21 protein-coding genes are annotated in these 23,634 nt (G+C 63.9%); 11 read left to right on the top strand and 10 right to left on the bottom strand.

Annotated features, from left to right (window positions below):
• Positions 1-188: 188 nt before the first annotated feature.
• The 4 genes from M1D87_RS09810 to M1D87_RS09825 form a co-directional block, all read right to left on the bottom strand.
• Positions 189-884 (bottom strand): SEL1-like repeat protein, encoded by a 696-nt coding sequence (locus M1D87_RS09810; protein WP_015269752.1) that lies wholly within the window; start codon positions 882-884, stop codon positions 189-191.
• A gap of 138 nt (positions 885-1,022) precedes the next feature.
• On the bottom strand, positions 1,023-2,105 hold the full coding sequence (locus M1D87_RS09815) for a hypothetical protein (protein ID WP_123083638.1): 1,083 nt from the start codon (positions 2,103-2,105) through the stop codon (positions 1,023-1,025).
• Between the two features lie 39 nt (positions 2,106-2,144).
• Entirely contained in the window at positions 2,145-2,771 is a 627-nt protein-coding gene (locus M1D87_RS09820; RefSeq protein WP_039614090.1) for a LysE family translocator, read from the bottom strand.
• 2 nt (positions 2,772-2,773) lie between these two features.
• Positions 2,774-3,562: a YqcI/YcgG family protein gene (locus M1D87_RS09825; protein WP_015269755.1), complete on the bottom strand. Its 789-nt coding sequence runs from the start codon at positions 3,560-3,562 to the stop codon at positions 2,774-2,776.
• A 159-nt stretch (positions 3,563-3,721) separates the two neighbouring features.
• On the opposite strand from M1D87_RS09825, the gene M1D87_RS09830 reads away from it, so the two are divergent.
• The 7 genes from M1D87_RS09830 to M1D87_RS09860 all read left to right on the top strand — a co-directional run bounded on the left by M1D87_RS09830 (position 3,722) and on the right by M1D87_RS09860 (position 15,013).
• Complete coding sequence (locus M1D87_RS09830) at positions 3,722-4,642, top strand: LysR substrate-binding domain-containing protein (protein WP_039614091.1); 921 nt, start codon at positions 3,722-3,724, stop codon at positions 4,640-4,642.
• A 417-nt stretch (positions 4,643-5,059) separates the two neighbouring features.
• On the top strand, positions 5,060-7,420 hold the full coding sequence (locus tag M1D87_RS09835) for a DNA polymerase II (protein ID WP_123083637.1): 2,361 nt from the start codon (positions 5,060-5,062) through the stop codon (positions 7,418-7,420).
• A gap of 81 nt (positions 7,421-7,501) precedes the next feature.
• Positions 7,502-11,989, top strand: coding sequence for an NEL-type E3 ubiquitin ligase domain-containing protein (locus M1D87_RS09840; protein ID WP_123083636.1), 4,488 nt, complete (start codon positions 7,502-7,504; stop codon positions 11,987-11,989).
• Positions 11,990-12,187: 198 nt separating this feature from the next.
• Positions 12,188-12,742 carry a DUF4174 domain-containing protein gene (locus M1D87_RS09845; protein WP_123083635.1) on the top strand — a complete coding sequence of 185 codons (555 nt, stop codon included), beginning with the start codon at positions 12,188-12,190 and terminating at the stop codon, positions 12,740-12,742.
• A 163-nt stretch (positions 12,743-12,905) separates the two neighbouring features.
• Positions 12,906-13,397: an HvfA family oxazolone/thioamide-modified RiPP metallophore gene (locus M1D87_RS09850; RefSeq protein ID WP_039614096.1), complete on the top strand. Its 492-nt coding sequence runs from the start codon at positions 12,906-12,908 to the stop codon at positions 13,395-13,397.
• A 76-nt stretch (positions 13,398-13,473) separates the two neighbouring features.
• On the top strand, positions 13,474-14,322 hold the full coding sequence (locus M1D87_RS09855; RefSeq protein WP_123083634.1) for an HvfB family MNIO-type RiPP peptide maturase: 849 nt from the start codon (positions 13,474-13,476) through the stop codon (positions 14,320-14,322).
• On the top strand, positions 14,315-15,013 hold the full coding sequence (locus M1D87_RS09860) for an HvfC family RiPP maturation protein (protein WP_232881099.1): 699 nt from the start codon (positions 14,315-14,317) through the stop codon (positions 15,011-15,013). Before M1D87_RS09855 ends, M1D87_RS09860 begins: the two co-directional genes overlap by 8 nt.
• Positions 15,014-15,133: 120 nt before the next feature.
• On the opposite strand, the gene M1D87_RS09865 is transcribed toward M1D87_RS09860, so the two are convergent.
• The 4 genes from M1D87_RS09865 to M1D87_RS09880 all read right to left on the bottom strand — a co-directional run bounded on the left by M1D87_RS09865 (position 15,134) and on the right by M1D87_RS09880 (position 18,525).
• Positions 15,134-15,622 (bottom strand): HvfX family Cu-binding RiPP maturation protein, encoded by a 489-nt coding sequence (locus tag M1D87_RS09865; protein WP_123083632.1) that lies wholly within the window; start codon positions 15,620-15,622, stop codon positions 15,134-15,136.
• 14 nt (positions 15,623-15,636) lie between these two features.
• Entirely contained in the window at positions 15,637-16,254 is a 618-nt protein-coding gene (locus M1D87_RS09870; RefSeq protein WP_025338500.1) for a ferric reductase-like transmembrane domain-containing protein, read from the bottom strand.
• Between the two features lie 247 nt (positions 16,255-16,501).
• The gene (locus M1D87_RS09875) at positions 16,502-17,788 is read right to left on the bottom strand and encodes a sensor histidine kinase (RefSeq protein ID WP_123083631.1); all 1,287 of its coding nucleotides are present in this window, start codon (positions 17,786-17,788) and stop codon (positions 16,502-16,504) included.
• Positions 17,785-18,525, bottom strand: coding sequence for a response regulator (locus M1D87_RS09880; RefSeq protein WP_003250463.1), 741 nt, complete (start codon positions 18,523-18,525; stop codon positions 17,785-17,787). The genes M1D87_RS09875 and M1D87_RS09880 overlap by 4 nt, the downstream gene beginning before the upstream one ends.
• A 220-nt stretch (positions 18,526-18,745) precedes the next feature.
• On the opposite strand from M1D87_RS09880, the gene M1D87_RS09885 reads away from it, so the two are divergent.
• Together M1D87_RS09885 and M1D87_RS09890 are read left to right on the top strand one after the other, a co-directional pair.
• The gene (locus M1D87_RS09885; protein WP_061550505.1) at positions 18,746-19,021 is read left to right on the top strand and encodes a DUF2790 domain-containing protein; all 276 of its coding nucleotides are present in this window, start codon (positions 18,746-18,748) and stop codon (positions 19,019-19,021) included.
• A complete protein-coding gene (locus M1D87_RS09890) occupies positions 19,011-19,547 on the top strand; it encodes a thioredoxin family protein (RefSeq protein WP_232881100.1) in 537 nt (178 codons plus the stop codon). The genes M1D87_RS09885 and M1D87_RS09890 overlap by 11 nt, the downstream gene beginning before the upstream one ends.
• Before the next feature lie 119 nt (positions 19,548-19,666).
• On the opposite strand, the gene M1D87_RS09895 is transcribed toward M1D87_RS09890, so the two are convergent.
• Positions 19,667-20,515 (bottom strand): shikimate dehydrogenase, encoded by an 849-nt coding sequence (locus M1D87_RS09895; protein ID WP_061550504.1) that lies wholly within the window; start codon positions 20,513-20,515, stop codon positions 19,667-19,669.
• Positions 20,512-20,961, bottom strand: coding sequence for a type II 3-dehydroquinate dehydratase (gene aroQ, locus M1D87_RS09900; RefSeq protein WP_013971975.1), 450 nt, complete (start codon positions 20,959-20,961; stop codon positions 20,512-20,514). The genes M1D87_RS09895 and aroQ overlap by 4 nt, the downstream gene beginning before the upstream one ends.
• A gap of 216 nt (positions 20,962-21,177) precedes the next feature.
• Between aroQ and M1D87_RS09905 the strand changes: the two genes are divergently transcribed.
• Positions 21,178-22,431 carry a TolC family protein gene (locus M1D87_RS09905; RefSeq protein WP_123083630.1) on the top strand — a complete coding sequence of 418 codons (1,254 nt, stop codon included), beginning with the start codon at positions 21,178-21,180 and terminating at the stop codon, positions 22,429-22,431.
• On the top strand, positions 22,424-23,623 hold the full coding sequence (locus tag M1D87_RS09910; protein WP_123083629.1) for an efflux RND transporter periplasmic adaptor subunit: 1,200 nt from the start codon (positions 22,424-22,426) through the stop codon (positions 23,621-23,623). Before M1D87_RS09905 ends, M1D87_RS09910 begins: the two co-directional genes overlap by 8 nt.
• The last annotated feature ends 11 nt before the right edge of the window (positions 23,624-23,634 follow it).

Here is a 23,634-nt window from a genome sequence, read left to right on the forward strand (position 1 = left end):
TGCCAGACGGGGCGGGGGATGGCTTGAACGATCTTGCTATGCCTGGCACGGTCCCTTGTAGGAGCGGCCTTGTGTCGCGATGGGGCGCGCAGCGGCCCCAGGATTTCAGCTTCGCCGCAGATACTGCCGGGGCCGCTGCGCGCCCCATCGCGACACAAGGCCGCTCCTACACAGAAACCGTGTCCGTGTTACGGATGGCTGGTCAGGTGCTGCTGCGCCGTCACGCAGCCGTTGGTGTCCACGGCCTTCTGCAGCAGGCTCTGGCGGTGCTGCGGGTCCAGGTCGCCGAGCAGGCGGTATACCTCGGCCTGGTAGTCACGCTGGCGCCCCCACTGCATTTCCAGGCCTTGTGGCCGGTTGCGGTTGCAGGCCAGGTGCGTGGCCGGTTGCGGGTAGTAGGGCGCATACACGGTGGCCATGTTGGGGATGGCCTCCAGCGCAGTACGGTACTCGTTGCTGGCGTTGTAGGGAGGGCACCAGGTGGCGATGGCCGGCGCCGGTGCGGCAAAGCCCTGCCTGAGGCTGGCTTCGAGCAACGGGCAGGCGGCATCCGGGATTTGCGCGGCGGGCAGGTAGGTCATGTAGTACAGCGCCAGGCGGTACTGTGCGACCGGGTGGCCCAGCTCCACGGACTTTTTCAGCAAGGCGACCGCGGTCGGCAGGGTGTGGGCCATTGCCTGGCCCTGGCGGCTGAGCTCCGGGTCGCCGCCGATGGCCGTGCGCAGCGTGCTGGCGCCGTCGTCCTGATTGTCGGCCTGCTCCAGCAGGGGCAAGGCCTGGCGGTAGAGCAGGTCGGCATGAGGGTCGATGCGCACCTCCAGCGCGTGCGCAGCCAGTGGCATCAGGGCGATCAACAGCGGGGGCAAGCGAAGCATGCGGCTCACAGGCAAGCTCCAGGGGGTGCCAGGTACTGATGGATGGCTTCGATGTTCATGGCGGTCAAGCGTGCGCCTCGGGCAGATCGGAACGACGGCCTATTCTAGCCACCCAAGGGGCCTGGCCGAAAGACCACCCGGCAATTCTCAGACGAGCTTGATCGGCGTGACCTTGCGCTGGGCATGTTTTTCCTGGGCCAGGCCAAGCTTGGCGGTAATGACCTTGGCAAGGGCATTGTTGCCCAGGTCGTTCAGATGCAGGCGGTCGATGAACAGGTCGGCGCCGAACACCGGCGAGCTGCTGAGCATGCAATTCATGTCGTAGCACGGCACCGGGTCGGCCTGGCTCTTGATGCGGCGGAAGAAGGCCGAGTGCAACTGGCTGTCGAATGCGCCGTCCAGCAGCCGGTCGAAATTCGCCGGTTGCCGCTGCAGCGCATTCAGCATTGCCTCCTCGCCAGCGGGCAGGCTATCCCGGCACCAAGGCAGCAACGGCTGCAGGATGAAGGTGAGGGTGGAATGGCTGTCTGCCAGCAGCCGGTCCCATTGGCGCAAGGTCCGGCCAATGTTGTCGGCGGCTCGGGTGAGGCGCTTTTCCGGAGACGACAGCGACCAGGTGGCAGGTGTCACGGCCGGAGGCGTGGCCAACGCCTGACCGATGCGCCGCCACAGCGATTGCCGGCGTGGCGTTGTCGTGGGCTGCATGCCTTCGCTGAAACTGTTGAGAAAGTCCTGATAGGCCTTGGCTTGCCGCGGGTCGTTCAGGCTGGCGAGGACTTCGCAGAGGGCTTCGTGGGCCAGGGTGTTGAGGCCGCTTAGCACCACCACATGGCCAAGCTGGCCAAGGCGGTGCTGGTGTGTCAGGAACATCAGCAGCTCCTGGCTCGCATTGAGCCCGCAGCCGGCCAGGCTCAGCCAGACTTCGCCAGTAAGCATCGACAGGTGCGAGGCCACCGTGTGTTCGTCGGAGCTGGCTCCGATGCCCAGCGCGGCGGAACCGCCGACCAGCAGGTTGATACGTGATGCACCACCGCGTTCGGCTACCGAAAAACGCTTTCCGGCGCAATGGCTGTAACGCAGGCCCAGGGCATCGGTATTGATGGTGCCGGAGCGGTAGCCGGTTTCGTGCACATGCACGGTGTGCGGTGCACGCCGGCTGCCCAGCAGCAGAAAGCGCTGGTAGTCCTGTTGCAACGGCGAAGGTGAAGGGCACGTGTCAATCGCAGTCATGGGTTCTCCTTCTCTCGCAGCGGGCACCATGCATCACATTCAGGCCGCCAGCTCCCTGACGTTGTACAGCAGGCCGCCGGCGGCAATCAGCAGCAGGGCGACCCCCGAGGCCAGGCTGATCATGCGGTTGCTGCGTTGCGAGGCGATCTTGCCGATGGCGAAGATGTAAAGGCTGAGCACGGCAAAATCGATGGCCACCCACAGCAACGACAGCACCACCATGCTCTTGCCAAACGACTCGGTGATCTGGATGAACTGCGGGAAGAAGGCGATGAAGAAGATGATGTCCTTCGGGTTGGAAATGCCTACCATGAAACCTTGCAGCAGCCCGCCGCGGCCAGGCTTGGCGAGCTCGCCCGGTGCCTCGGCTGCCGGCGCCTGCAGGGCGTCCCGCAGCGTGCCGACGGCGATGTAGCCGATGAACAGGCAGCCCAGCAGGCTCATGGCGCTGAGCCAGGCCTTGTCGATGGCGGCGCTGGTGAGAATGATCCAGGCCGCTGCGCCGATCAGCACCAGTGATGCCCAGTTGGTGCCGACAGCGGTGAACATGGCCTTGCGTGAGCCGGAGGCGGCCGCGGTGTTGACGATCAGTGCCACCACCGGGCCGGGGGTGGCGATCAGTAGCAGGACAGTCAGGGCGTAGGTAGCGGTGAGTGCGGTATTCACGGTCAGGTCTCGATCAGTATGTCGGGTGTTGCCGGCTGTACGGCATGGGCGTGGAACGGGCAGCGGGACGGGTTGAGCGATCCTGCCTCCTGCAGTTGGTACTGCTTCCACTCGTAGTTGTCGGCATCGCCGAAGAAGCCAAGGGTGTCGGGCATGACACCGTCGTTGTAGTGGTGCACGCGCTCGCGGATGCGTTCGCGGATACGATGGCCGCTTTCGGTGTTGACGTTGGCCACTTCGTCGAAGTTCGCCCGCGGGTTGATGACGAAGGTGATGTGTGGCCCCAGGTTGCGGCTTTTCATCTGCTGGTGGCCGGGGAAGTTCATGTTGATGAACAGCGGCATGCCGGCAAAGCAGAACGACCAGGCATTGTCGTCGGGGTCGGTCGGGATGCCCTGCGGCCAGGGATGCGGGTCGCGCGCGTGCACACCACGCAACACCTTCCAGGCCAGCGCCTGTTGCTCGGCCAGGGTGTAGTCGGCGGCGGTTTCGAGAAACACCACCAGTGGGCTGCCGATACGCTGCTTGGGTGGGATGGGGGCGACGGTGCGTACGTAGTCGGCCAGGCCCATGGCGATGTCATCGGCCAGTTGCCCGGCGCGGGCGAAGAGGATGTGGCAGGTTGCGCCGTTTACCGCCTTGCGGCCGAACAGGCAGGGAAACTCGGGGTTGGCGAGGACACTGCGAAAATGTTCTACGGCTTTGTAGGTCCAATGTCGCGTGTTGCGCACATGGTCAGCGGCCAGCTCTAGCGCATCCAGGCGATAGCAAGTTCCATAACCCGTCGACATGATTTCCCCAGGCGTAAATTTGATGAACGTTCAAGTCACATGCAGGCAGGATCTTGGTTATGTTTATTATTTACCTGCATTTTCCGAGACGTCCTTGACGTTGTAAAACGCGTGGAACTATGACCTACTATTAGTCTTACTCATGCTCGGGGCGTCGCCATGTCGGAACGGATTCAGGCTTTGCACGCGCTGCGTGCCTTCGAGGTAGCCTCTCGCTATGGCTCATTTACCCGTGCCGCGGAAGAGCTGGCCCTGACCCAGGGCGCCGTCAGCCACCACATCAAGACCCTCGAAGCCATGTTCGGCTGCGACCTGTTCGAACGCCGCGGGCCGAAGCTGGCCCTGACCGAGCACGGCCGCCTGCTGGCGCAGGAACTCAAGGTTGGCTTCAAGATCATCGAAAATGCCTGCGCCCTGCTGCGCCAGGACCGCTACGGCCTGCGTCTGAAGGCACCGTCCACGCTGACCGTGCGCTGGCTGCTGCGTGCGCTGGATGCGTTCAAGAAGACCGAGGACAACTGCAGCGTGCAGCTGTCCAGCGTGTGGATGGACATCGACAGCGTGGACTTCTATTCCGAGCCTTACGACTGTGCGATCCTCCTGGCCAACGGGCGTTTTCCCGCCGATATCGAGAGTTTCAAGCTGTTCGATGAATGGCTGATCCCGGTGTGCCACCCGGATTACATGGCCGAGGCGCAACCGGACCTTGCCGATCTGGCCCAGTGCGAATTCCTGCACCCGTCCCCTGACCGGCGAGACTGGCGGCGCTGGCTGGCTCGCATGGACGCGCTGGACATCAGCATCGACCACGGGCAAGTGTTCGATACCCTCGACCAGGGCATCTCGGCTGCCCAGCAAGGCCTGGGTATTTCGGTGGTCGACCTGGTGCTGGCCAGTGCCGACCTGCTGGCCGGGCGCCTGGTTACGCCGTTCAAGCACGCGGTGGCCACCGGCGACGGCTATTACATGACCTGGCTCAAGGCCAGCCCCAAGGCGCGGCAGATGCACAAGCTGCGCGAGTTCCTGCTTGGCCAGGTGCCACCGCTGCCCTGCAAGGACATCAATTACCTGTACGGCTGAACACGCGTTCGAGCAAGCGCCCGACGGTGGAGTGGTTTGTGGCGGGGGTGTATGTCTTGAGGGATTCAGCGCCTGGGAGATCGAGCGCCGCCCGCGCGGCGCTTCGCAGCACAAGGCTGCTCCTACATCTGTTTCGGGCCAATTACGCCTGCCCCAATGCACGCGACCGCCTTGTTTGCCCGGCATGATATCGAGGTGGACACCAAGTGGCCGCGCGCCTTTGCCACAGGAATAACTGGCCCGAAAAAGATGTAGGAGCAGCCTTGTGCTGCGAAGCGCCGCGCGGGCGGCGCTCGATCCCACAGGCGCTGAAAATATTGCGACAAACACCGGCTGGCCCCAACAAAATGCGCTGCGACGGTGCGTCAGCGGTAGAATCCCGCAATCAGCACAACAAACGATTCAGAGGTCGACGCGGTGGAGTTGCAGCAGGGCTTTGTCCTGACCCGACATTGGCATGACACGCCCGAAGGCACCTGCGTGGAGTTCTGGCTGGCCACCGACCAGGGGCCACGGCAGCTGCGCCTGGCGCCACAGGTATCAGTGGCATTCATTCCCCAGGCGCAGGAAGCGCACGCGCGGGTGCTGCTGGCCAACGAAGCCGGTGTCGAGTTGCGGCCGCTGCAGCTGAAGGACTTTGACCAGCGCCCGGTGTTGGGCCTGTACTGCCGCCAGCACCGGCAACTGATGCAGCTGGAGCAACGCCTGCGCACCGCCGGTATCGATGTGTTCGAAGCCGATATTCGCCCGCCCGAGCGCTACCTGATGGAGCGCTTCATCACTGCCCCGGTGCAGTTCACTGGCCAACCGGATGCCCAGAGTGTGTTCTGCGATGCCCAGCTCAAGCCCTTGACGGGTTATCGGCCGCCGCTGCGCCTGGTGTCGCTGGACATCGAGACCAGCGAGCGGGGCGAGCTGTACAGCATTGCCCTGGAAGGCTGTGGCCAGCGCCAGGTGTACATGCTCGGGCCGGCCAATGGCACGGCTGATGGCCTGGATTTCGACCTGCACTACTGCACCGACCGCGCCGACATGTTGGCCTGCCTCAACCAGTGGATGGCCAGACACGACCCCGATGCAATCATCGGTTGGAACCTGATCCAGTTCGACCTGCGCCTGCTGCATGAGCACGCCAAGCTGCTGCAGGTCCCGCTGGCACTGGGGCGCAATGGCGCACCGATGACCTTGCGCAGCCATGCCGGTGGTGGCCACGTGTTCGCCGATGCCCCGGGGCGGCTGCTGATCGATGGCATCGAGGCGCTGCGCTCGGCGACCTGGAGCTTCCCGTCGTTCAGCCTTGAAAGTGTCGCCCAGACGTTGCTCGGTGAGGGCAAGGCCATCGATACGCCGTACCAGCGCATGGATGAAATCAACCGCCGCTTCGCCGAGGACAAGCCGGCGCTGGCGCGCTACAACCTCAAGGATTGCGAGCTGGTGACGCGCATTTTCGCCCACACCCGCCTGCTCGAATTCCTGCTGGAGCGGGCCTCGGTCACCGGCCTTGCGGTGGACCGCAGCGGTGGCTCGGTGGCTGCGTTCTGCCACTTGTACATTCCGCAGATGCACCGCCTTGGCTTTGTTGCGCCCAACCTCGGTAGCCGCCCCGACGAAGCCAGCCCCGGTGGCTTCGTCATGGATTCGCGCCCGGGCCTTTACGACTCGGTGTTGGTGCTGGACTACAAGAGCCTGTACCCGTCGATCATTCGTACCTTCCTGATCGACCCGGTGGGGCTGGTCGAAGGCTTGCGCCTGCCCGACGATGAACACTCGGTGGAAGGCTTCCGCGGTGGGCGTTTTTCCCGTAGCGAGCATTGCCTGCCGGCCATCGTCGAGCGGGTATGGCAGGGCCGGGAAGCGGCCAAGCGCGAGGGCAACGCGCCGCTGTCGCAGGCGCTGAAGATCATCATGAATGCCTTCTACGGAGTGTTGGGTTCGAGCGGCTGCCGCTTCTTCGACCCGCGCCTGGCTTCGTCGATCACCATGCGCGGCCACCAGATCATGCGCCAGACCCGTGCGTTGATCGAAGCCAGGGGCTACGAGGTGATCTATGGCGATACCGACTCCACTTTCGTCTGGCTCAAGGGCGCCCACGGCGAGGAGGCTGCAGCACGCATCGGCCGTGAGTTGGTGGCCGAGGTCAACCTGTGGTGGCGCGAACACCTGCGCGAGCAGATGAACCTGGAAAGTGCGCTGGAGCTGCAGTTCGAGGTGCATTACCGGCGCTTCCTGATGCCCACCATCCGCGGCACGGACGAGGGCAGCAAGAAGCGCTACGCCGGGCTGGTGCTGCGGGCCGATGGCGGCGAGCAGATGGTCTACAAGGGCCTGGAGTCGGTGCGTACCGACTGGTCGCCGCTGGCCCGGCAGTTCCAGCAAGAGCTGTACGGGCGGATATTCCGTGGCCAGCCATACCGCGATTACGTGCGCGACTATGTGCGGCAGACGCTTGCCGGTGAGCTGGACGAATTGCTGGTATACCGCAAGCGCCTGCGTCGGCCGCTGGCCGACTATCAACGCAACGTGCCGCCGCACGTGCGCGCGGCCCGGCTGGCCGATGACTACAACCGCCACCTTGGCCGCCCGATGCAATACCAGCGTGGCGGCTGGATCAGCTACCTGATGACCACCGCGGGCCCCGAGCCGCTGGAAAACCGGCAGGCGCCCATCGATTACGATCATTACCTGAGCCGCCAACTGCAGCCGGTTGCCGATGCCATTCTGCCGTTCGTTGGCGACAGTTTCGAAGGATTGGCAGGCCAGCAGCTGGTGCTGTTCTGAAGAGGTGGTACCTATCTAGCCTATCGCTTGGCAAGCCTGCGTCTAGTGTCGGGCCTTTGGATCAGCCAGAGGCGCAACAACGTGACTACACCCAGCCAGGAACTACCGCCAACCGCCGATACGCTGGCCATGGAGCAGGCCTATCAGGACAACCTCATCGTCAAACGACTGCCCAGATGGATTCGCCGGCTGCGTATCGTATCGCCGACCGAGCAGAACATCCCGGCCAACGGTCTGTATGAATCGCAGCATGCTGCTTTACGTGGCGCGTTGAAAGACAGCCTGGCCTGTCGACAGTGGCTGGAAAAGGAGCTTGCGCGCATCGAGGGCATCGACCGTTTCGTCAAGCCGCTGCTTCAACACGCCATGCAGGGAGAATTCGGTACCAGGGAAAATGTCGATGGCCTGTATTTCAGGCGCTGGTACACCTACACCGCTCCCAGCCAGGGCAGCGTTTGGGGGCGCTATCCGGTGGTGGAAAAGGACTATTTCGACGTACCGCTGATCGAGGCGGCACTGGACAACTTCACGCCGGGCGAGGGGCGGAACGAACAGCACAAGGACAACTGCATCGTCGATAGCCTGTCGCAACGCCTCGCGTCGCCAACCGCGCCTGCCTTCGCGCGCTTGTGCCGCAAGCTGGACCTGGGCAAGCGCTATCAACAGCACCTGGACTCCGTGCTCAAAGCGCCGAACAGCCAGGCCAGCGGCTGGCGCAGCATGGCGTCGACGCTTGCCCAGCTGTACAGCTCGGTCATGCTGATCGATGCGTGCAAGGCCAAGAGTGATGGCGTACTGAATGCAGCTGAATTGGAGCTGGTGGTGGACCTGTGCAAGCACGGACGCCCCGGCACGCTCTACGAATCGAAAGTGGTGGCCCGGCAACTGAAGGCGTTCGGCTGCGACTTGCAACAGATCGTGATACTCGATGTATTTCATGACAAGGTCAGCCGCAAGATCATTGTCTATATTCCCGATGACCCCCACGGTCCCTGGACCGCAAGCCCCGATCTGGAAAGCTTCACCCGCAAGGTCCTGGGCCAGCGTCTGCGAGACAAGCGCTATCAGGATTTCTTCAAACGCTTCATACGCCGGCGCGACAGCCAGCAGTTCTTCTCCAGGGTTGCCAAGGACCTGGAAGGCGTCGCCGATTGGGCAACCCGGGAAATGGACCAGCACATGCGGGACTACCCGCTGCCGTTGTTCGAGCACCTTGCTTGCGCGCGCATCGATCACATCAAGGACGATGCTGCGGTGATTGCAACGCCGGTGTCTGACCTTGACCGCAAGGCCCAGGAAGCTCATCAACAAAGGTTGGTTGCCGAGGGTTGGACACTGGCCACGGTGGCGGGCGTGTTCATCCCTGCGCTCAATGCACTGCTGCTGGCGGTAATGGTCTGGGACCTGCTGGGCGAGCTGTTCCAGGCCGTGGAAGACTGGCGCGAGGGCGATACCAGCGCCGCAATGGAGCATGTGCTCAGCGTGACCAAAGACCTGGCCGTGATCGGTGTCACCGCTGTGGTATGGCGGGAAGCGAGCCGGGCCTGGGCCGCATTGGACCAGTGGGTGCCAGCGCGCCTGGAAGACGGCAGCGAGAAACTCTGGAATGGAGACCTGGTGCCGTTTCGCAGTGCTGCACTTCCCGCTGGGGAAGTGGCCGATGCAATGGGCATCTACCGTGCACAGGACAGAAGCTGGATGACCATGGACGGCCACAACTACGAAATCGTCCAGCGCGCAGATGAAGAATGGCAACTGGCACCACGAGGTGGCCATGGACCTTTGTTGCGTCACAATGACGCCGGTGCCTGGCGGCTGTGGACCGAGCAACCTGCCAGCTGGACAGACAAGCACAGGATGTTCCGCCGCCTGGGTGAGCGTTTCGCTCGGCTGGATGATGAACAGATTGACCAGGCCATGGCCGTCCATGCCCTGGATGCAGACCATCTTCGGGCGTTGCATGTATACGGTCGGCCACCTGAGGCCGAGCTGGTCGATACCGTAGAGCGCCTGCTGATCGACCGCCGGCTGCAAGCCTTGCTGGACGATTTGAAGCTTGGGCGGGTGCCGGAGGACGCGCCGTTGCTGTCGAAGGCCCGGGCCTTGCCTGGCGTCACCGAGCACGACGGGCCGGCATTGGCGGCGCAGGTCTCTGCAAGGCGTCGCCAACTGTTTCAACAGGTATATGACGGGCAGCAGGAGCCAGACGATGCGGCGGTCACAACGTTGCGCAGGGCATTCCCGAGCCTGCATGGCCGAGCGGCGCGCGAGCTTGTGGGTGGGCTGTCGGCAGAAGGTGCGGAGTTTCAGGCACTGGTCAGCGGCACTGTGCCGTTTCGGCTGGTCGAGAGGGCCAGGCTCAGCGTACTGCGTATACGTGTTGCGCGTGCCTGCGAGGGGCTGTTCATCGAAACGCCCCAGACCCTGGACCAGGCCAAGGTCGCGCTGACGCTGCTCGAGACTCTGGATGTCAGGGAGGCCAGGCCGCGCTGGCGGCTGTACGATGGCGACAGCCCGCAGCCGTTAATGACTACTGCTGGTAACGGGCAGAACTACAGGCTTGTACATGACAACGGGCAGTTCGAACTTGAGGACGCGCTAGGCCTGGAGCTGCGCGGCCCCGGCGGGTTGTTCGAGACCCTGGTGGAGGCGTTTGTCCCTACCGATCATGCGGCACTCGGCATCACTGAACCCTATGCCGCGAGCTTGAGAGCAGTATTGGCACGGCAAATTGCCGGGCACAGCAGAGTGCTCGCCCAAGCGTTGGGCAAAAACCCTCGCCAGCCATGGATGCTGACGCCAATGCGCCTGGAGGATGGCCGGGTCGGCTACCCGCTTGGTGGGGGCCTGGGACGCTTTGTCCGGCCTGCGTCTCGGCCGCGCGCGTTCGAGGCGCGCCTGCGCAAACTCTACCCAGCGTACAGTGACGAGCAGATCGAAGCCTGGCTGGCCAGGCTGCATGCTTCGGGGCGCGATACCGAGGCTGCACTCGGGGTGCTCGAACAGCAAGAGGAGCTGTTGAAGGCCCACTTGAAAGGCTGGGAGCGGCAAGGGCTGATGACCGGTGAACGAACCGAGCGCAAGCGGTTTCGCAAAGCAATCATGGACTGCTGGCGAGCGCGGGTGCCTGGTCAGGTTGTCCCTGAGAACCAAAGGGAATCCGTGGCTTGGCAGTACAGCGGGTATGAGCTGCGCTCGTTGCCTGTGTTGGGGCCACAGTTCACCTTCCAGCATGTTACCGAGCTTTCCCTGCGCAGCCTGCAGCTGACGGAAGTACCAGCACAATTTCTTCTTTCATTCCCCAATCTGACGTCTCTGGAATTGAGCTACAACCGGTTGGAACGTCTGCCAGGCAGCCTGGCGTTGCTTAATGATCTGCGCATTCTCGACCTGTCCGCCAACCGCATCTCGCTGGACGTGCCTCAGGCTCAAGTGCTGGCGCTCTGCCGCCGGCTACGGTACCTGAACCTTTCGGACAACCGTTTGAACATGCCCTTTTCCGTGGTAGGGATGGAACAGTTGGCCGAACTGCGTTTACGTAATACCGGGTTGGCATCGTTGCCCGAGGGCATCACGAATTGTCGGGCGCTGTACATGCTCGATGCTTCCAACAACTTCATCACTACGTTGCCCCCTGGTTTCATCGAGTCCGATTTTTGGCGGGACGGTTACGTGGCGCTGGCAGGGAATCCTGTGTTGCTGCGTCAGGCTGAAAGGGCGCAGCAGGCCTGGAATATTCCAGAGGACAGCACGGTCCCTGAGAAGCTTCGCTGGGTGGACCGCCTGGACGGCGAGAGCCGTGAAGACCTGAGCAACTTGTGGATGACTATCGAGCAAATGGATGGGGTGACGAGCTTCATGCAGCTGCTGAAACAGCTCACGCGCTCGCGAGACTTCACTCATCCTCGATTTGGTGAAAGGCTGGCTTCACGGGTTTTGGCCATGATGGAAAAGATCGAGAAGGCTCCGGAGCTGGCCAATGAGCTTTTCGCCAATGCGGTGGTTGAGAACTGCGCCGACAACGCCACGGTGGTCTTCCAGCAACTTGAAATCCGATGCCTTGTATGGGACGCCGAGCAGGCTGCCCCTTCTGGCAGCCAGGAGCGAGTTCTGGTCACGTTGGCGCGGCAGTTGTGGAGGCAACGGGAGGTCGAGTTCATCGCCTTGCGTGAGGCTGAGGCTGCAGGTTTCGGGAACGAGTCGATCGAATGGGCACTGGCCTACTCGATCCGCTTGCGCGAGGAGCTGGACCTGCCTGGTCATGCGCAGAGCATGCTCCACGCGGGGATCCCGGACCTGGACGTCGCTTCGGTCGTGCGCGCGGGTGACCAGGTAAGGCATAACGAGACAGCCGAATCGGTGGCAGTGTGGATGGTCCAGCAACCGTTCTGGAGAAAGTACCTCGAGAAACGTTACGTACGCGAACTCGAAGTGCCGCAAAGTTTTCAGAACCGGTTGGCAGAAGATGCCGATGCTGGGGACGCCGCCAGGTTGATGGCGGAAATCAGGCTATGGACCGAAAGGACCGAACTTCAACTGACCATCGAGGCTCTGCAACGTTGGGTATGACGAGGGCGCATTGGACTATGCTCAAGTTACAAGTGATAGAGGTACTTTTCGGGCTCGCGACGAAGAGTGACCACGCTTGGTAACCGCCGGTTACTGTTCATTGAAACATGGAGGCCTCTGGGTGGTTTACGCTCGCCCGTCGGATCTTTCGCCCTGATCTGTAGTCTTCTGGTTTATCGAGAGAATAAGGAGATACGCATGCTCGTCCGGTCACTGACCCTCGCCACCTTGCTCGCGCTTGTCGGCCCAGTGTTTGCCGCCGACAGTGACGCACCGCTGGCCAAGGAACTGGGCAAGGCCAGGCCCTTGGTCGTCATTGCACCCAGCAGCGCCGACCCGACCTTGCGTGGGTTGAACGAGGCCCTCAAGGACCCGGCCACCCAGGCCGCCTTCAAAGAGCGCAACCTGGTGGTGTACAGCGTTGCCAACATGATGGGCAAGCGTGAGGACAAGAACCTCGAGCAGCAGACTACCATGGCCCTGATCCGCGAGTTGAAGCTGGGTGCCAGCAAAGGCACCAAGGTTATCCTGGTGGGCAAGGACGGTGAGCGGCACATGCTCAAGGACGACGAAGAGGGAGGGGCCATCGACCCGCAGGTGATCCTCAAGGCGGTCGATGATCTGCCGGCCAGCGAAAAAGCCGTGACGGCGCCGGAGCCTGTGGCAGCGGCGGCACCGGAACCCAAGACCAAGGACAGCAAGCCTGCCAAACCCGCCAAGCCGGCCGCGCCACCCAAGCCGCTGGAAGACTGACCCTGCACGACGGCCCCGAGGCACCTTGGGGCCGTCGTGTATCCCACTGTATCTGCCCACGCTGCAGACCCATTCCCATACAAAACCGCACCCCGCGCGATACATCCACGACATACCGCAACGGCCTAATGGCTCCACATTCCAACCACAGTGGAGCGACACCATGACTCAAGTACGAAACACCCTCGGCCTGCTCGGCGCTGCCCTGATCGGCAGCATGGCTTTGAGCAGCAGCGCTTTTGCCGTCGAGCCGTTGGCCCAGGGTTACCAGCTGGCCTCGGCCAAGGTGGCAGGCGAGGGCAAATGTGGTGAAGGCAAATGTGGTGGCAGCGCAAAGGCCACCCAGGGCGAAGGCAAATGCGGTGAGGGTAAGTGCGGCGCCAGCGCCAAGGCCGGTGCCGAAGGCAAATGTGGCGAGGGCAAGTGTGGTGATGCCTCGTTTGCCAAGACCGACAGCAACCACGACGGCAAGGTCTCGCACGACGAGTTCCTGGCGGTGGCGAAGGACCGTGCCGGCGACTTCGACAAGATCGACAGCAACCATGATGGCTTCATCTCCGAACAGGAGGCGGCGGATCACCTCAAGGCGATCTACCAGGCAAATGGCAAGGCCATGCCCGACGGCTTGTTCAGCCACCTGACCGGCAAGTCCTGAACCTCTACCCCATGAACCGCGCAACGCCCCTCCTGCTGGTCAGGCGGGGCGTTGTGCCTGTTGCGGAGACCTGTTCATGCACCCCACATCTTTGTCCCCTGTACCTTTACAGACCGGGCTTGGCCTGCGCCGCGGCCTGTTGCCGGAACTGCTGGCCATGGAGGCTGGCGCCGTGGACTTTCTCGAATGCGCGCCGGAAAACTGGATTGCCGTGGGTGGTGCCTATGGCAAGGGCCTGGCGCAGTTGGCCGAGCGTTTTGCCGTTACCTGCCACGGGCTGTCGTTGTCGCTGGGCGGCAGCGAGCCGCTGGACCGCCATTTCCTTGGCCAGACCCGGCAGTTTCTCGATCGGTACCAGGTGCGCCTGTACAGCGAGCACCTGAGCTACTGCAGCGATGACGGGCACCTGTACGACCTGATGCCCATTCCGTTCACCGACGAAGCGGTGCACCATGTGGCCGCGCGGATTCGCCAGGCCCAGGAACACCTGGAGCGGCGTATTGCCGTGGAAAACATCAGCTACTACGCGGCGCCGTACCAGGCGATGAGCGAACTCGATTTCATCTGTGCGGTCCTCGAGGAGGCCGACTGCGACCTGCTGCTGGACGTCAACAATGTATTCGTCAACGCCTGCAACCACGGTTACGACGCCCGCAAGTTCCTTGCGGGCTTGCCCCAGGCGCGGGTGACCGGCATGCACGTGGCTGGCCATTACGATGAAGCGCCGGACCTCAAGGTAGACACCCATGGGGCTGCGGTGAAGGAAGATGTGTGGGCGCTGTACGCGGTCGCCTGTGCGCGCTTCGGTGTGCAACCGACCGTGCTCGAGCGTGATTTCAACTACCCGCCGCTGGTCGAACTGCTCGCCGAAGCGGCGCGCATCCGCACTGTGCAGCATGCTGCGGGAGGGCATGCAAATGAATGAGACCTTGCGTGAGCAGCAGTACACCTTGGCCCGACACCTGCGTGATCCGCAGCGCCATGCGCCGCCGCCGGGCGTGGAGGCCCGGCGCCTGAAGGTTTACCGCGAGCTGTTCTATGGCGCTATCGAAGGTTTGCTGGCCGGCAGTTTTCCGGTGATGCGCCAGGCGTTGGGTGAACCGCGCTGGCATGCCCGAGTGCGAGATTTCTATGCCAACTATCGCAGCCAGACACCGTTGTTTACCGAGATTGCCGAGGCGTTCGTCGATTACCTGCAAGGCATCGAACTGGATGCGCCCTGGCAGCTGGAGCTGGCGCACTATGAGTGGGTCGAGGCGCAGTTGTATCTGAGCGATGCCGAGGACCCGGCCCATGACCCGGCAGGCGACCTGCTGGAAGGGGAGCCATTGTTGTCGTGTGTGGCACGGGTGTTGGCCTATCGCTGGCCGGTGGAGCGGATCGGGGCGGATTACCAGCCAGCGGTCGCGCCAGAGGCGCCGACCTTGTTGCTGGTTTATCGCGATGCAGGGCTGAAGGTGCGCTTCGCGCGCCTGGCGCCGCTGGCGTACCGGTTGCTGGCGCTGGAACAGGGCAGTGGGCGGGCTCGGTTGCAGGCGTTGGGCGGTGCTGTGGAAGAGGGGTTGGCGTTGCTGGAGGGGCTGCGCGAGCAGGGGGTCATCATCGGTACATGTTGAGTGCGGGTACGGGGGCGCCTTGCGCCCCTATCGCGACACAAGGCCGCTCTTACAGAGGTACGTGATCCCCTGTAGGAGCGGCCTTGTGTCGCGATGGGCTGCAACGCAGCCCCGGCAATATCACCTGCAGAACCGCCCTCTGAGCCAATGATCCAGGCTCAACCGCCCAGCCCCTTTCAGCAGCAGTGGCAGCAACGCCACCAGGTAGATCAGCGGCAACTTGAAGTTGCCAAAGCCTTGGTCGGTAATCGCATACCCTTGGGCCAGCTCGGCCAGGCTCGACCAGTGCGCCGGCCAATGCACCGCGGCAATCGCCACCACGGTCACCACCATCAGCCCAAACGAGGCCAGCCGGGTACCCAGCCCCAACAACAGCAGTAACGGCAGGATCAGCTCCGCCCACATCGACAGCTGCCAGTTCAGCTCTGCAGGCAGCAGGTTGAAGGGGAACGGGAAGTTCGCCTGCAGGTCGGCGAACCAGTTGCTGCCATTGAATTTCTCCCAGCCGGATTCGAAAAACTCCCAGGCCAGAAACAGCCGCAACGGCAGGTCGGCGCTCCAGGTACCGAAACGGTCGAAGATGGTCAGGGTGCGGGTCAAGGTGGTCATGCTGGTTTCTCTCTTCAGGAAAGGGCACGGGCGTTACGGCGTTGCTGACGGGCCAGCTTGGCGGTGAGCTTGACGGCGATGGCGCTGAACATCAGGGCGAACGCCAGCGGGTACCAGCCGCCCATGGGGATGCGTTTGTAGAACGACAGGCAGAACACCGCGGCCAGTACCCACATGCCGGTACTGTGCAGGGCCTGCCAGGCACGGCCACCCAACAGGCGCATCGGGGCCTTGAACGAGGTGATGGTGAGCAGCAGCAGGAACAGGTAGCCGAGGGTGCCGGGCAGGCTGGAAGTGAGCGTGCGGCCGGCCCAGAACAGCTCGGGGAATTGCTGGGCATAGCGGTAGATCAGTACGCCGTGCACGGTGTGGGAAAAGGCGAATGCCAACCCCAGATAGCGCCGTTCCTGGAGGATGCGGCGGCTGCTGGTGCCAGGCAGCAAGGTCACCAGCGACGAGGCCAGAAAGGCCAGCAGGAATAGCGCGAAGGAGCTGCGCGCAGTGGCACGGATCGCGCTGCGCAGGCCGTCCGGATCAGGTTGGCTGGCCAGGACCACGGCGGTCATCGCCAGGGTCAGGCCGGCGAGCGTGGCAAACAGCTTCCAGCCGGAGGGAAGGGTGAGGGGTTTCATCAGGGAGGCTCCCGGGTGTGGTTGTGTGACCGGGAGTGTGTCGGGGTGGGGTATCTGAAGTGTGTCGGCGGTGGTGGGGTTGTGTATCGGATTGTAGAAGTCGCTCAAGCGCCGCAGTCCCTGTAGGAGCGGCCTTGTGTCGCGATGGGCTGCGAAGCAGCCCCAGGTTTTCAGCTTCGCCGCATGAATTGCCGGGGCCGCTTTGCGGCCCGATCGCGACACAAGGCCGCTCCTACCTGAGATTGCCTTACTTCAGCTCGATCTGCGCGCACAGCCCACCGCTTGCGCGGTTGCTCAGGGTCAGTCGGCCGCCCATGGCCTGGATCAGCTGGTGGGCAATCGCCAACCCCAGCCCGGTGCCGCCGGTGCTGCGGTTGCGTGAACCTTCCACGCGATAGAACGGCTTGAGCACTTCATCCAGTTCGCCGCCGGGTATGCCTGGCCCGTTGTCGAGCACGCGGATCACGGTGCTGTCGCCCTCGCGGCACACCTCCAGTTCGGCAGCACCGGCAAACTTGAGGGCATTGTCCACCAGGTTCACCAGCACCCGGCGCAGGGCATGCGGGCGGGTTTCCAGCAGGCTGCCGCTGCTGCCATGGCGCTCGACCTGGGCGCCACTGTCCTGGTAGTCGAACACCAGGCTGTCGAGAAATGCATCGAGGTTGACCCGGCACGGTGCCTCGGTGCTGGTATCCATGCTGCGGGCATAGGCAACGCCTTCGCGCACCAGATGCTCCATCTCGCCAAGGTCGTTCCACAGCTTGTCCTTCTCTACTCCTTCGTCCATCACTTCTACACGCAGTTTCATGCGCGTGATCGGTGTTTGCAGGTCGTGGGAGATGGCCGCCAGCAACTGCATGCGTTCCTTGAGGTAGGCAGCGATGCGCGCCTGCAGCGCGTTGAAGGCCACGGCGGCGTAGCGCACCTCGCGCGGGCCGCTTTCATCCAGCTGCACGCCAGGCTTATCCGGGTCGAGGTTGTCCACCGCATGGGCCAGGCGGGTCAGCGGGCCGATCGCCAGGCGTACTGCCAGCCAGGTGCACAGCAACAGCACGGCCAACTGGATCAGCAGCACCACGGGCAGCCAACGTGCCACCGGGAGCGGCGACGGGGTTACGTCGATGGTCAGCGGAGCACCATCGGCGAGGGTCAGGTGGGCCTGGAAGTGCGCATTCGGGCCGGGGATTTCCTGGAAGGAAAGGCGATAGTCGGCGCCAATGGCCTTGACGATCGAGTCGGCGGCCATGGGCGGGTCGCTGGTCGGCATGGCTTCGCCCGCCAGGCCTTGGTCCAGCCGGTAGCGGTAGGTACGCCGCTCCAGACGCGGCAGCCAGGCGGCGCGCTCGGCCGCGGGCAGGCGGTCGAGGATGGCCACCGAGGTGGCCACGTCCTGCTCCAAGGTGCTGAGCATCATCGAGCGGCTGCTGATGTAGCGCTCGTACGCTTGCAGGCCGAACGACAGGCCGTAGGCCAGCACCAGGCCGGTGAAGAAGATAAGTGCCAGGCGCGAGGCCAGGGTACGTGGCCACTTCATGATGGTGACTCGAGCAGTTGCACCGGCAGCGAGAACACGTAGCCCTCGCTGCGCACGGTCTTGATGCAGCTGGGTTCGCGGGCGTCGTCACCCAGGCGCTGGCGCAGGCGGCTGACCAGCAGGTCGATGGAGCGGTCGAAGATGTCGGCTTCGCGGCCCTGGGTCAGGTTGAGCAACTGCTCACGGCTGAGCACCCGCTGCGGGTGGTCGAGAAACACCCGCAGCAGGCGGTATTCGGCACCGCTCAGGGCTACCAGGGTGCCTTCGCTGTCGAGCAGGTGGCGCGCGGTGGTGTCCAGCCGCCACTGGCCGAAGCCGAGCAGGCGGCTGCTTTCGCTGATGGTCAGGTTGGGCGGCAGCATGCGCGTGCGGCGCAGCACGGCGTTGATGCGGGCCAGCAGTTCGCGGGCCGAGAACGGCTTGGTCAGGTAATCGTCGGCGCCCATTTCCAGGCCAATGATGCGGTCGGTTTCGTCGTTGCGGGCGGTCAGCATAAGCACCGGGGTGTTGCGGTGCTTGCCGGCGCGCAGCTCGCGGCACAACAGCAGGCCGTCGTCGCCGGGCATCATGATGTCCAGGACGATCAGGTCGACGCTGTTGGCTTCGAGAAAGGCGCGCATCTGCCGGCCGTCGGCGACGATGCTGGTGCGCAAGCCGTTCTTCTTCAAGTAGTTGCCGACCAGTTCGCGGATTTCGCGGTCGTCGTCGACGATCAGGATGTGATCGACGTGTTCCATGCGCTGCGTTCCTGTGCAAGAGGGGATAGGCGCAGTGTACCGAGCGCGTTCGCGCTTGCCTGCGGGGGTTTGTATTGCAGTGTATCTGGCAGGTGTACAGACACAGGAGGAAGCACATCACAGCTTCGGGCGACACATACGGGATACCTGGCCGGCGTGAAATGGCTCTCGACCGGGGAGCACAACTCCCCACCCTCAAGCGTTACACAGGAGAGATGCCATGAACTTCAATACCTTCGCCCGTGCCAGCCTGCTTGCCGTGCTCAGCTTCGGCGCCATTGCCGCCCAGGCCTCCACCATGCCGATGGACGACAGCGGGGTCATGCAGTACCGCTACGGTGACCACCTGGATGTGAAGAAAGTGCTGTCGATACAGGATGACCAGAGCGACGCCTGCGGCCTGGTGAACACCCGCATGGACTACCTCGACTCCAAGGGCCAGCAGCAGAGCGTGCAGTACCGCACCTATGCCACCGGCGGTTGCCATGAGAATTGATCGCCGCTTGTTGTTGAAGGTTGGCGGCATTGCCCTGGCGCTGGCGGGCCTGGGTCTGGGCGGGCACCTGATGGCCCGCGACAGCTACGGTGCCATGCCGTCGCTGTCCGGCGCCAGCCAGTGGCTGAACTCGGCACCGCTGGACGGCCCCGGGCTCAAGGGCAAGGTGGTGCTGGTGGACTTCTGGACCTGGGACTGCATCAACTGCCGGCGCAGCCTGCCGCATGTGAACGAATGGGCGCGGCGCTATGCCGACCAGGGTTTGGTGGTGGTCGGTGTGCACACCCCGGAGTACGACTACGAGCACGATGTAGGCACCTTGCGTGACAAGGTAGCCAGCCTGGGAATCGCTTACCCGGTGGCGGTGGATAACGACTACATGGTGTGGAATGCCTGGGGCAACCAGTTCTGGCCGGCACATTACTTTGTCGACCGCAAGGGGCAGGTACGCCATGTGCACTTTGGCGAGGGGGATTATGGTGGGCAGGAGCAGGTGATACAGGCGTTGCTGGATGAAAAAGGGTGAGTTGTCTGTGCCGGCCTCTTCGCGGGCTTGCCCGCTCCCACAGGGATGTGCGTAATCAGTGAAATTTGCGCAGCACCTGTGGGAGCGGGCAAGCCCGCGAAGAAGCCGACACCTGTCTGTCAGGTGAAACTGGCAAAGTGCGCCTGCATCCGCGCCGCATCCGCCTGGCGCCCGCTGAACAGCTCGAACGCCTTCACCGCCTGGAACACGGCCATGTTGCTGCCATCCAGGGTGCGGCAGCCCAATGCCCGGGCGGCGCGCAGCAGTTCGGTCTCCAGCGGGAAGTAGATGATCTCCGCCACCCACAGGCGAGCATGTAGCAGCTCCACCGGCAGCGGCGTGCCCGGCAGCTTGGCCATGCCCACCGGCGTGGTGTTGACCAGCCCGTCCGCCTCGGCCAAGGCCGTGGCCAGGTCGTTGCCGACCACGGCGCGCCCGGCACCGAAATGGGCATTCAGGTTGTCCACCAGGGCCTGTGCACGGGCCACGTCCACTTCGAACAGTACCAGCCGCTCGACCCCTTCACCCAGCAGGGCATGGGCCACGGCCGAACCTGCGCCACCGGCACCCATCTGCACTACCTGGCGCCGTGCCACATCCGGCAGGCCACGGCGCAAGCCTTCGGCAAAGCCCAGGCAGTCGGTGTTGTGGCCGACCCGCTTGCCGTCCTTGAGCACCACGGTGTTCACCGCACCGATGCCGCGGGCTTCGTCCGACAGTTCGTCGAGCAACGGCAGGATCGCCTGCTTGAACGGGTAGGTGATGTTTAGCCCCGTGAAACCGGTGTGCTGGGCGGCATCGAGCAGGCTGGGCAGGGCGCTGTCATCCAGTTGCAGCTGGTCGGCATCGATCAGCCGGTACAGGTAGCGCAGCGCCTGGGCATCACCTTCGTGTTCGTGCAGGGCAGGGGTGCGCGACAGCTGGATGCCGCGGCCGATCAGGCCGGCGAGGATGGCTTGCTGGCTCATGCGCTGCGCTCCTGCAACATTTCGGCAAAGTGGCTGATGGCCATGCGATAGCCATGGCTGCCCAGGCCGCAGATGACCCCGACGGCGATGGACGATATGAACGACAGGTGACGGAACGGTTCGCGCTTGTGCACGTTGGACAGGTGCACTTCGATAACCGGCACTTCGCCGGCCACCAGGGCATCGCGGATGGCCACCGAGGTGTGGGTCCAGGCGCCGGGGTTGATCACGATGCCGGCGCAGCGGCCACGGGCAGCGTGGATCCAGTCGATCAGTTCGCCTTCGTGGTTGGTTTGGCGGAATTCGATTTCCAGGCCGAGGGAATGGGCGGTGTCGGCACAACCCTGGGCCAGGTCGGCGAGGGTTTCGTGGCCGTACTGGGCAGGCTCGCGGGTGCCCAGCATGTTCAGGTTGGGGCCGTTGAGTACGAGAATAAGGGGCTTCATGACGGGCATCGCTTTGTTGTTGTTGGATGCTTCCTAGTTTTGTACCGCCTGGTTAGTTTAGTCAATTGGACTAAACCGCTGTACCCGGAAAGTGGGCGATTATCGAACCCTCAGCAACTCAGACTGGATTACAAAATTGTAATTTTCCCGCCACCGCCCCGATAAGCGCGGCTTTCTACAGTCCCTCGGCAAATCTCGCCGACGAGGACCTGTTTCGTGCCCATCCCCCGCAAGACCGCCTTGCTCTGCCTGTTGCTGACTGGCGCCGGCACTGCCCAGGCCAGCCAGAGCCTGAGCCTGTCCCAGGCGCTAGACGCCGCCTTTGCCCAGAACCCGGAGCTGGCCGCAGCCGGACGGGAAATCGGCATTGCCGATGGCGAGCGGCGCCAGGCCGGGCTGATCCCCAACCCGGAGCTGTCCTGGGAGGTCGAGGACACCCGCCGTGACACCAGCACCACCACGGTCACCCTCAGCCAACCGCTGGAGCTGGGCGGCAAGCGCGGCGCACGTGTCGCCGTGGCCGGTGCTGGCCAGGCCATTGCCCAGCTGGACCTGGAACGCCAGCGCAACGGCCTGCGCGCCGATGTGATACAGGCCTTCCACGCGGCCCTGCGCGCACAGACCGCGCTGGATTTGGCGCAGCAATCGCAGGCGTTGACCGAGCGCGGGCTGCGAGTGGTGCAGGGGCGGGTGACCGCTGGCCAGTCATCGCCCGTTGAGGCCACCCGGGCCCAGGTGCAGTTGGCCCAGGCCCAGGCTGAAGTGCGCCGTGCGCAAACCCAGCGCAGTGTGGCCTACCAGGCCCTGGCACTGTTGACCGGCAGCCCGCTGGCAAGCTTCGACCAGTTGCAGGCAACCAACCTGTCCCCCGGTGATGCACCCAGCGCCGATGCCCTGCTAGACCAGGTCGAGCAAACGGCCGAATGGCGCCTGGCCGCCGCCCAGGTCGAGCGCGGCGAAGCGTCCCTGGGATCGGAAAAGGCCCTGCGTATTCCCAACCTCACCGTCAGCCTTGGCAGCCAGTACAGCCGCGAAGACCGCGAGCGGGTCAATGTGGTGGGCCTGTCGATGCCCTTGCCGCTGTTCGACCGCAACCAGGGCAACGTGCTGGCCGCGGCCCGCCGTGCCGACCAGGCGCGTGACCTGCGCAACGCCGTGGAGCTGCGCCTGCGCAGTGAAACCCGCAGCGCCGTCAGCCAGTGGACCACGGCCATGCAGGAAGTGCAGGCCTATGACCGCACCATCCTGCCTTCTGCCCAGCAGGCCGTGGACACCGCCACACGCGGTTTCGAAATGGGCAAGTTCGCCTTTCTCGATGTACTCGACGCCCAGCGCACGCTGATCGAGGCACGCGGGCTGTACCTCGAGGCGCTGGCCTCGGCGACCGACGCGCGGGCGCAGGTCGAGCGGATCTATGGCGACCTCGATGGGCTGAGCAACAAATTGAACAGCAGGAGCAACAATGACTAATCCACGCAAGGTAGCCCTTCTGGCTGCCGCCATTGCCGCGCTTGGCCTGGGTGGCCTGGCCTGGACCGGCAACCTCGGCAACGCATCGAGCACTGAAGCCCGGCACGACGACCACGGCGAAGACACCCATGGCCACGGCGAGGAACAGGCCGGCGAAGGTCACGAAGAAGAGGCGGGCAAGCTGCACCTGTCCATCGCCCAGATCGAAGCTGCCGGTGTGCAACTGGCCGATGCCGGCCCTCGTGAACTGGGCACCGCAATCAGCTTCCCGGGTGAAATCCGCTTCGACGAGGACCGCACCGCCCACGTCGTGCCACGCGTGCCCGGTGTGGTCGAGTCGGTGCAAGCCGAGCTAGGCCAGGCGGTCAAGCGTGGTCAGGTGCTGGCGGTAATTGCCAGCCAGCAGATTTCCGACCTGCGCAGCGAACAGCAGGCTGCCCAGCGCCGCCTGGAACTGGCGCGCCTGACCTTCCAGCGCGAACAGCAGCTGTGGCAGGAACGCATAAGCGCCGAGCAGGATTACCTGCAGGCCCGCCAGGCGTTGCAGGAAGCCGAGATTGCCTTGGCCAACGCCCGGCAGAAGGTCGCCGCCGTGGGCCCGGCCGGCGCCGGCAACCGCTATGAACTGCGCGCGCCGTTCGATGCAGTGGTGGTGGAAAAGCACCTGACCGTGGGTGAGGTGGTCGATGAGACCAGCAATGCCTTCACCCTGTCTGACCTGAGCCGGGTCTGGGCCACCTTCGCCGTCGCCCCGCGCGACCTGGACAAGGTGACCACCGGCCGCAATGTCACGGTCAGCGCGCCGGACCTGGGTGCCCGGGTCGAGGGCAAGGTCAACTACGTCGGCAGCCTGCTCGGCGAGCAGAACCGTGCCGCCACTGTCCGCGCCACGCTGGCCAACCCCAACGGCGCCTGGCGCCCTGGGTTGTTCGTCAACGTCGCGGTCAGCGTCGAACGCTTCAACGCCGCCGTAGTGGTACCGGAAAGCGCATTGCAATCCTGGGAAGAGCAGACCGTGGTGTTTGCCCGTACCGAGGAAGGCTTCGAAGCCCGTCCGGTGAAGGCCGGCCACCGCGACGCCGGCCTGGTGGAAATCACCACCGGCCTTGCCGCCGGAACCCAGGTGGCCGCTGCCGGCAGCTTTGTCCTCAAGTCCGAGCTGGGCAAGGGCTCGGCCGAGCATAGCCATTGATCACGGGGACG

It is taken from the genome of Pseudomonas sp. SA233 (assembly GCF_054792385.1).

Coding starts and splice junctions, on each gene's coding strand:
- M1D87_RS09895 (WP_061550504.1), bottom strand. CDS start 20,515: ATGAGCCAGCAAGCCATCCTCGCCGGCCTGATCGGCCGCGGCATCCAG.
- M1D87_RS09850 (WP_039614096.1), top strand. CDS start 12,906: ATGACTCAAGTACGAAACACCCTCGGCCTGCTCGGCGCTGCCCTGATC.
- M1D87_RS09860 (WP_232881099.1), top strand. CDS start 14,315: ATGAATGAGACCTTGCGTGAGCAGCAGTACACCTTGGCCCGACACCTG.
- M1D87_RS09890 (WP_232881100.1), top strand. CDS start 19,011: ATGAGAATTGATCGCCGCTTGTTGTTGAAGGTTGGCGGCATTGCCCTG.
- M1D87_RS09875 (WP_123083631.1), bottom strand. CDS start 17,788: ATGAAGTGGCCACGTACCCTGGCCTCGCGCCTGGCACTTATCTTCTTC.
- M1D87_RS09830 (WP_039614091.1), top strand. CDS start 3,722: ATGTCGGAACGGATTCAGGCTTTGCACGCGCTGCGTGCCTTCGAGGTA.
- M1D87_RS09865 (WP_123083632.1), bottom strand. CDS start 15,622: ATGACCACCTTGACCCGCACCCTGACCATCTTCGACCGTTTCGGTACC.
- M1D87_RS09880 (WP_003250463.1), bottom strand. CDS start 18,525: ATGGAACACGTCGATCACATCCTGATCGTCGACGACGACCGCGAAATC.
- M1D87_RS09815 (WP_123083638.1), bottom strand. CDS start 2,105: ATGACTGCGATTGACACGTGCCCTTCACCTTCGCCGTTGCAACAGGAC.
- M1D87_RS09870 (WP_025338500.1), bottom strand. CDS start 16,254: ATGAAACCCCTCACCCTTCCCTCCGGCTGGAAGCTGTTTGCCACGCTC.
- M1D87_RS09825 (WP_015269755.1), bottom strand. CDS start 3,562: ATGTCGACGGGTTATGGAACTTGCTATCGCCTGGATGCGCTAGAGCTG.
- M1D87_RS09910 (WP_123083629.1), top strand. CDS start 22,424: ATGACTAATCCACGCAAGGTAGCCCTTCTGGCTGCCGCCATTGCCGCG.
- M1D87_RS09845 (WP_123083635.1), top strand. CDS start 12,188: ATGCTCGTCCGGTCACTGACCCTCGCCACCTTGCTCGCGCTTGTCGGC.
- aroQ (WP_013971975.1), bottom strand. CDS start 20,961: ATGAAGCCCCTTATTCTCGTACTCAACGGCCCCAACCTGAACATGCTG.
- M1D87_RS09885 (WP_061550505.1), top strand. CDS start 18,746: ATGAACTTCAATACCTTCGCCCGTGCCAGCCTGCTTGCCGTGCTCAGC.
- M1D87_RS09855 (WP_123083634.1), top strand. CDS start 13,474: ATGCACCCCACATCTTTGTCCCCTGTACCTTTACAGACCGGGCTTGGC.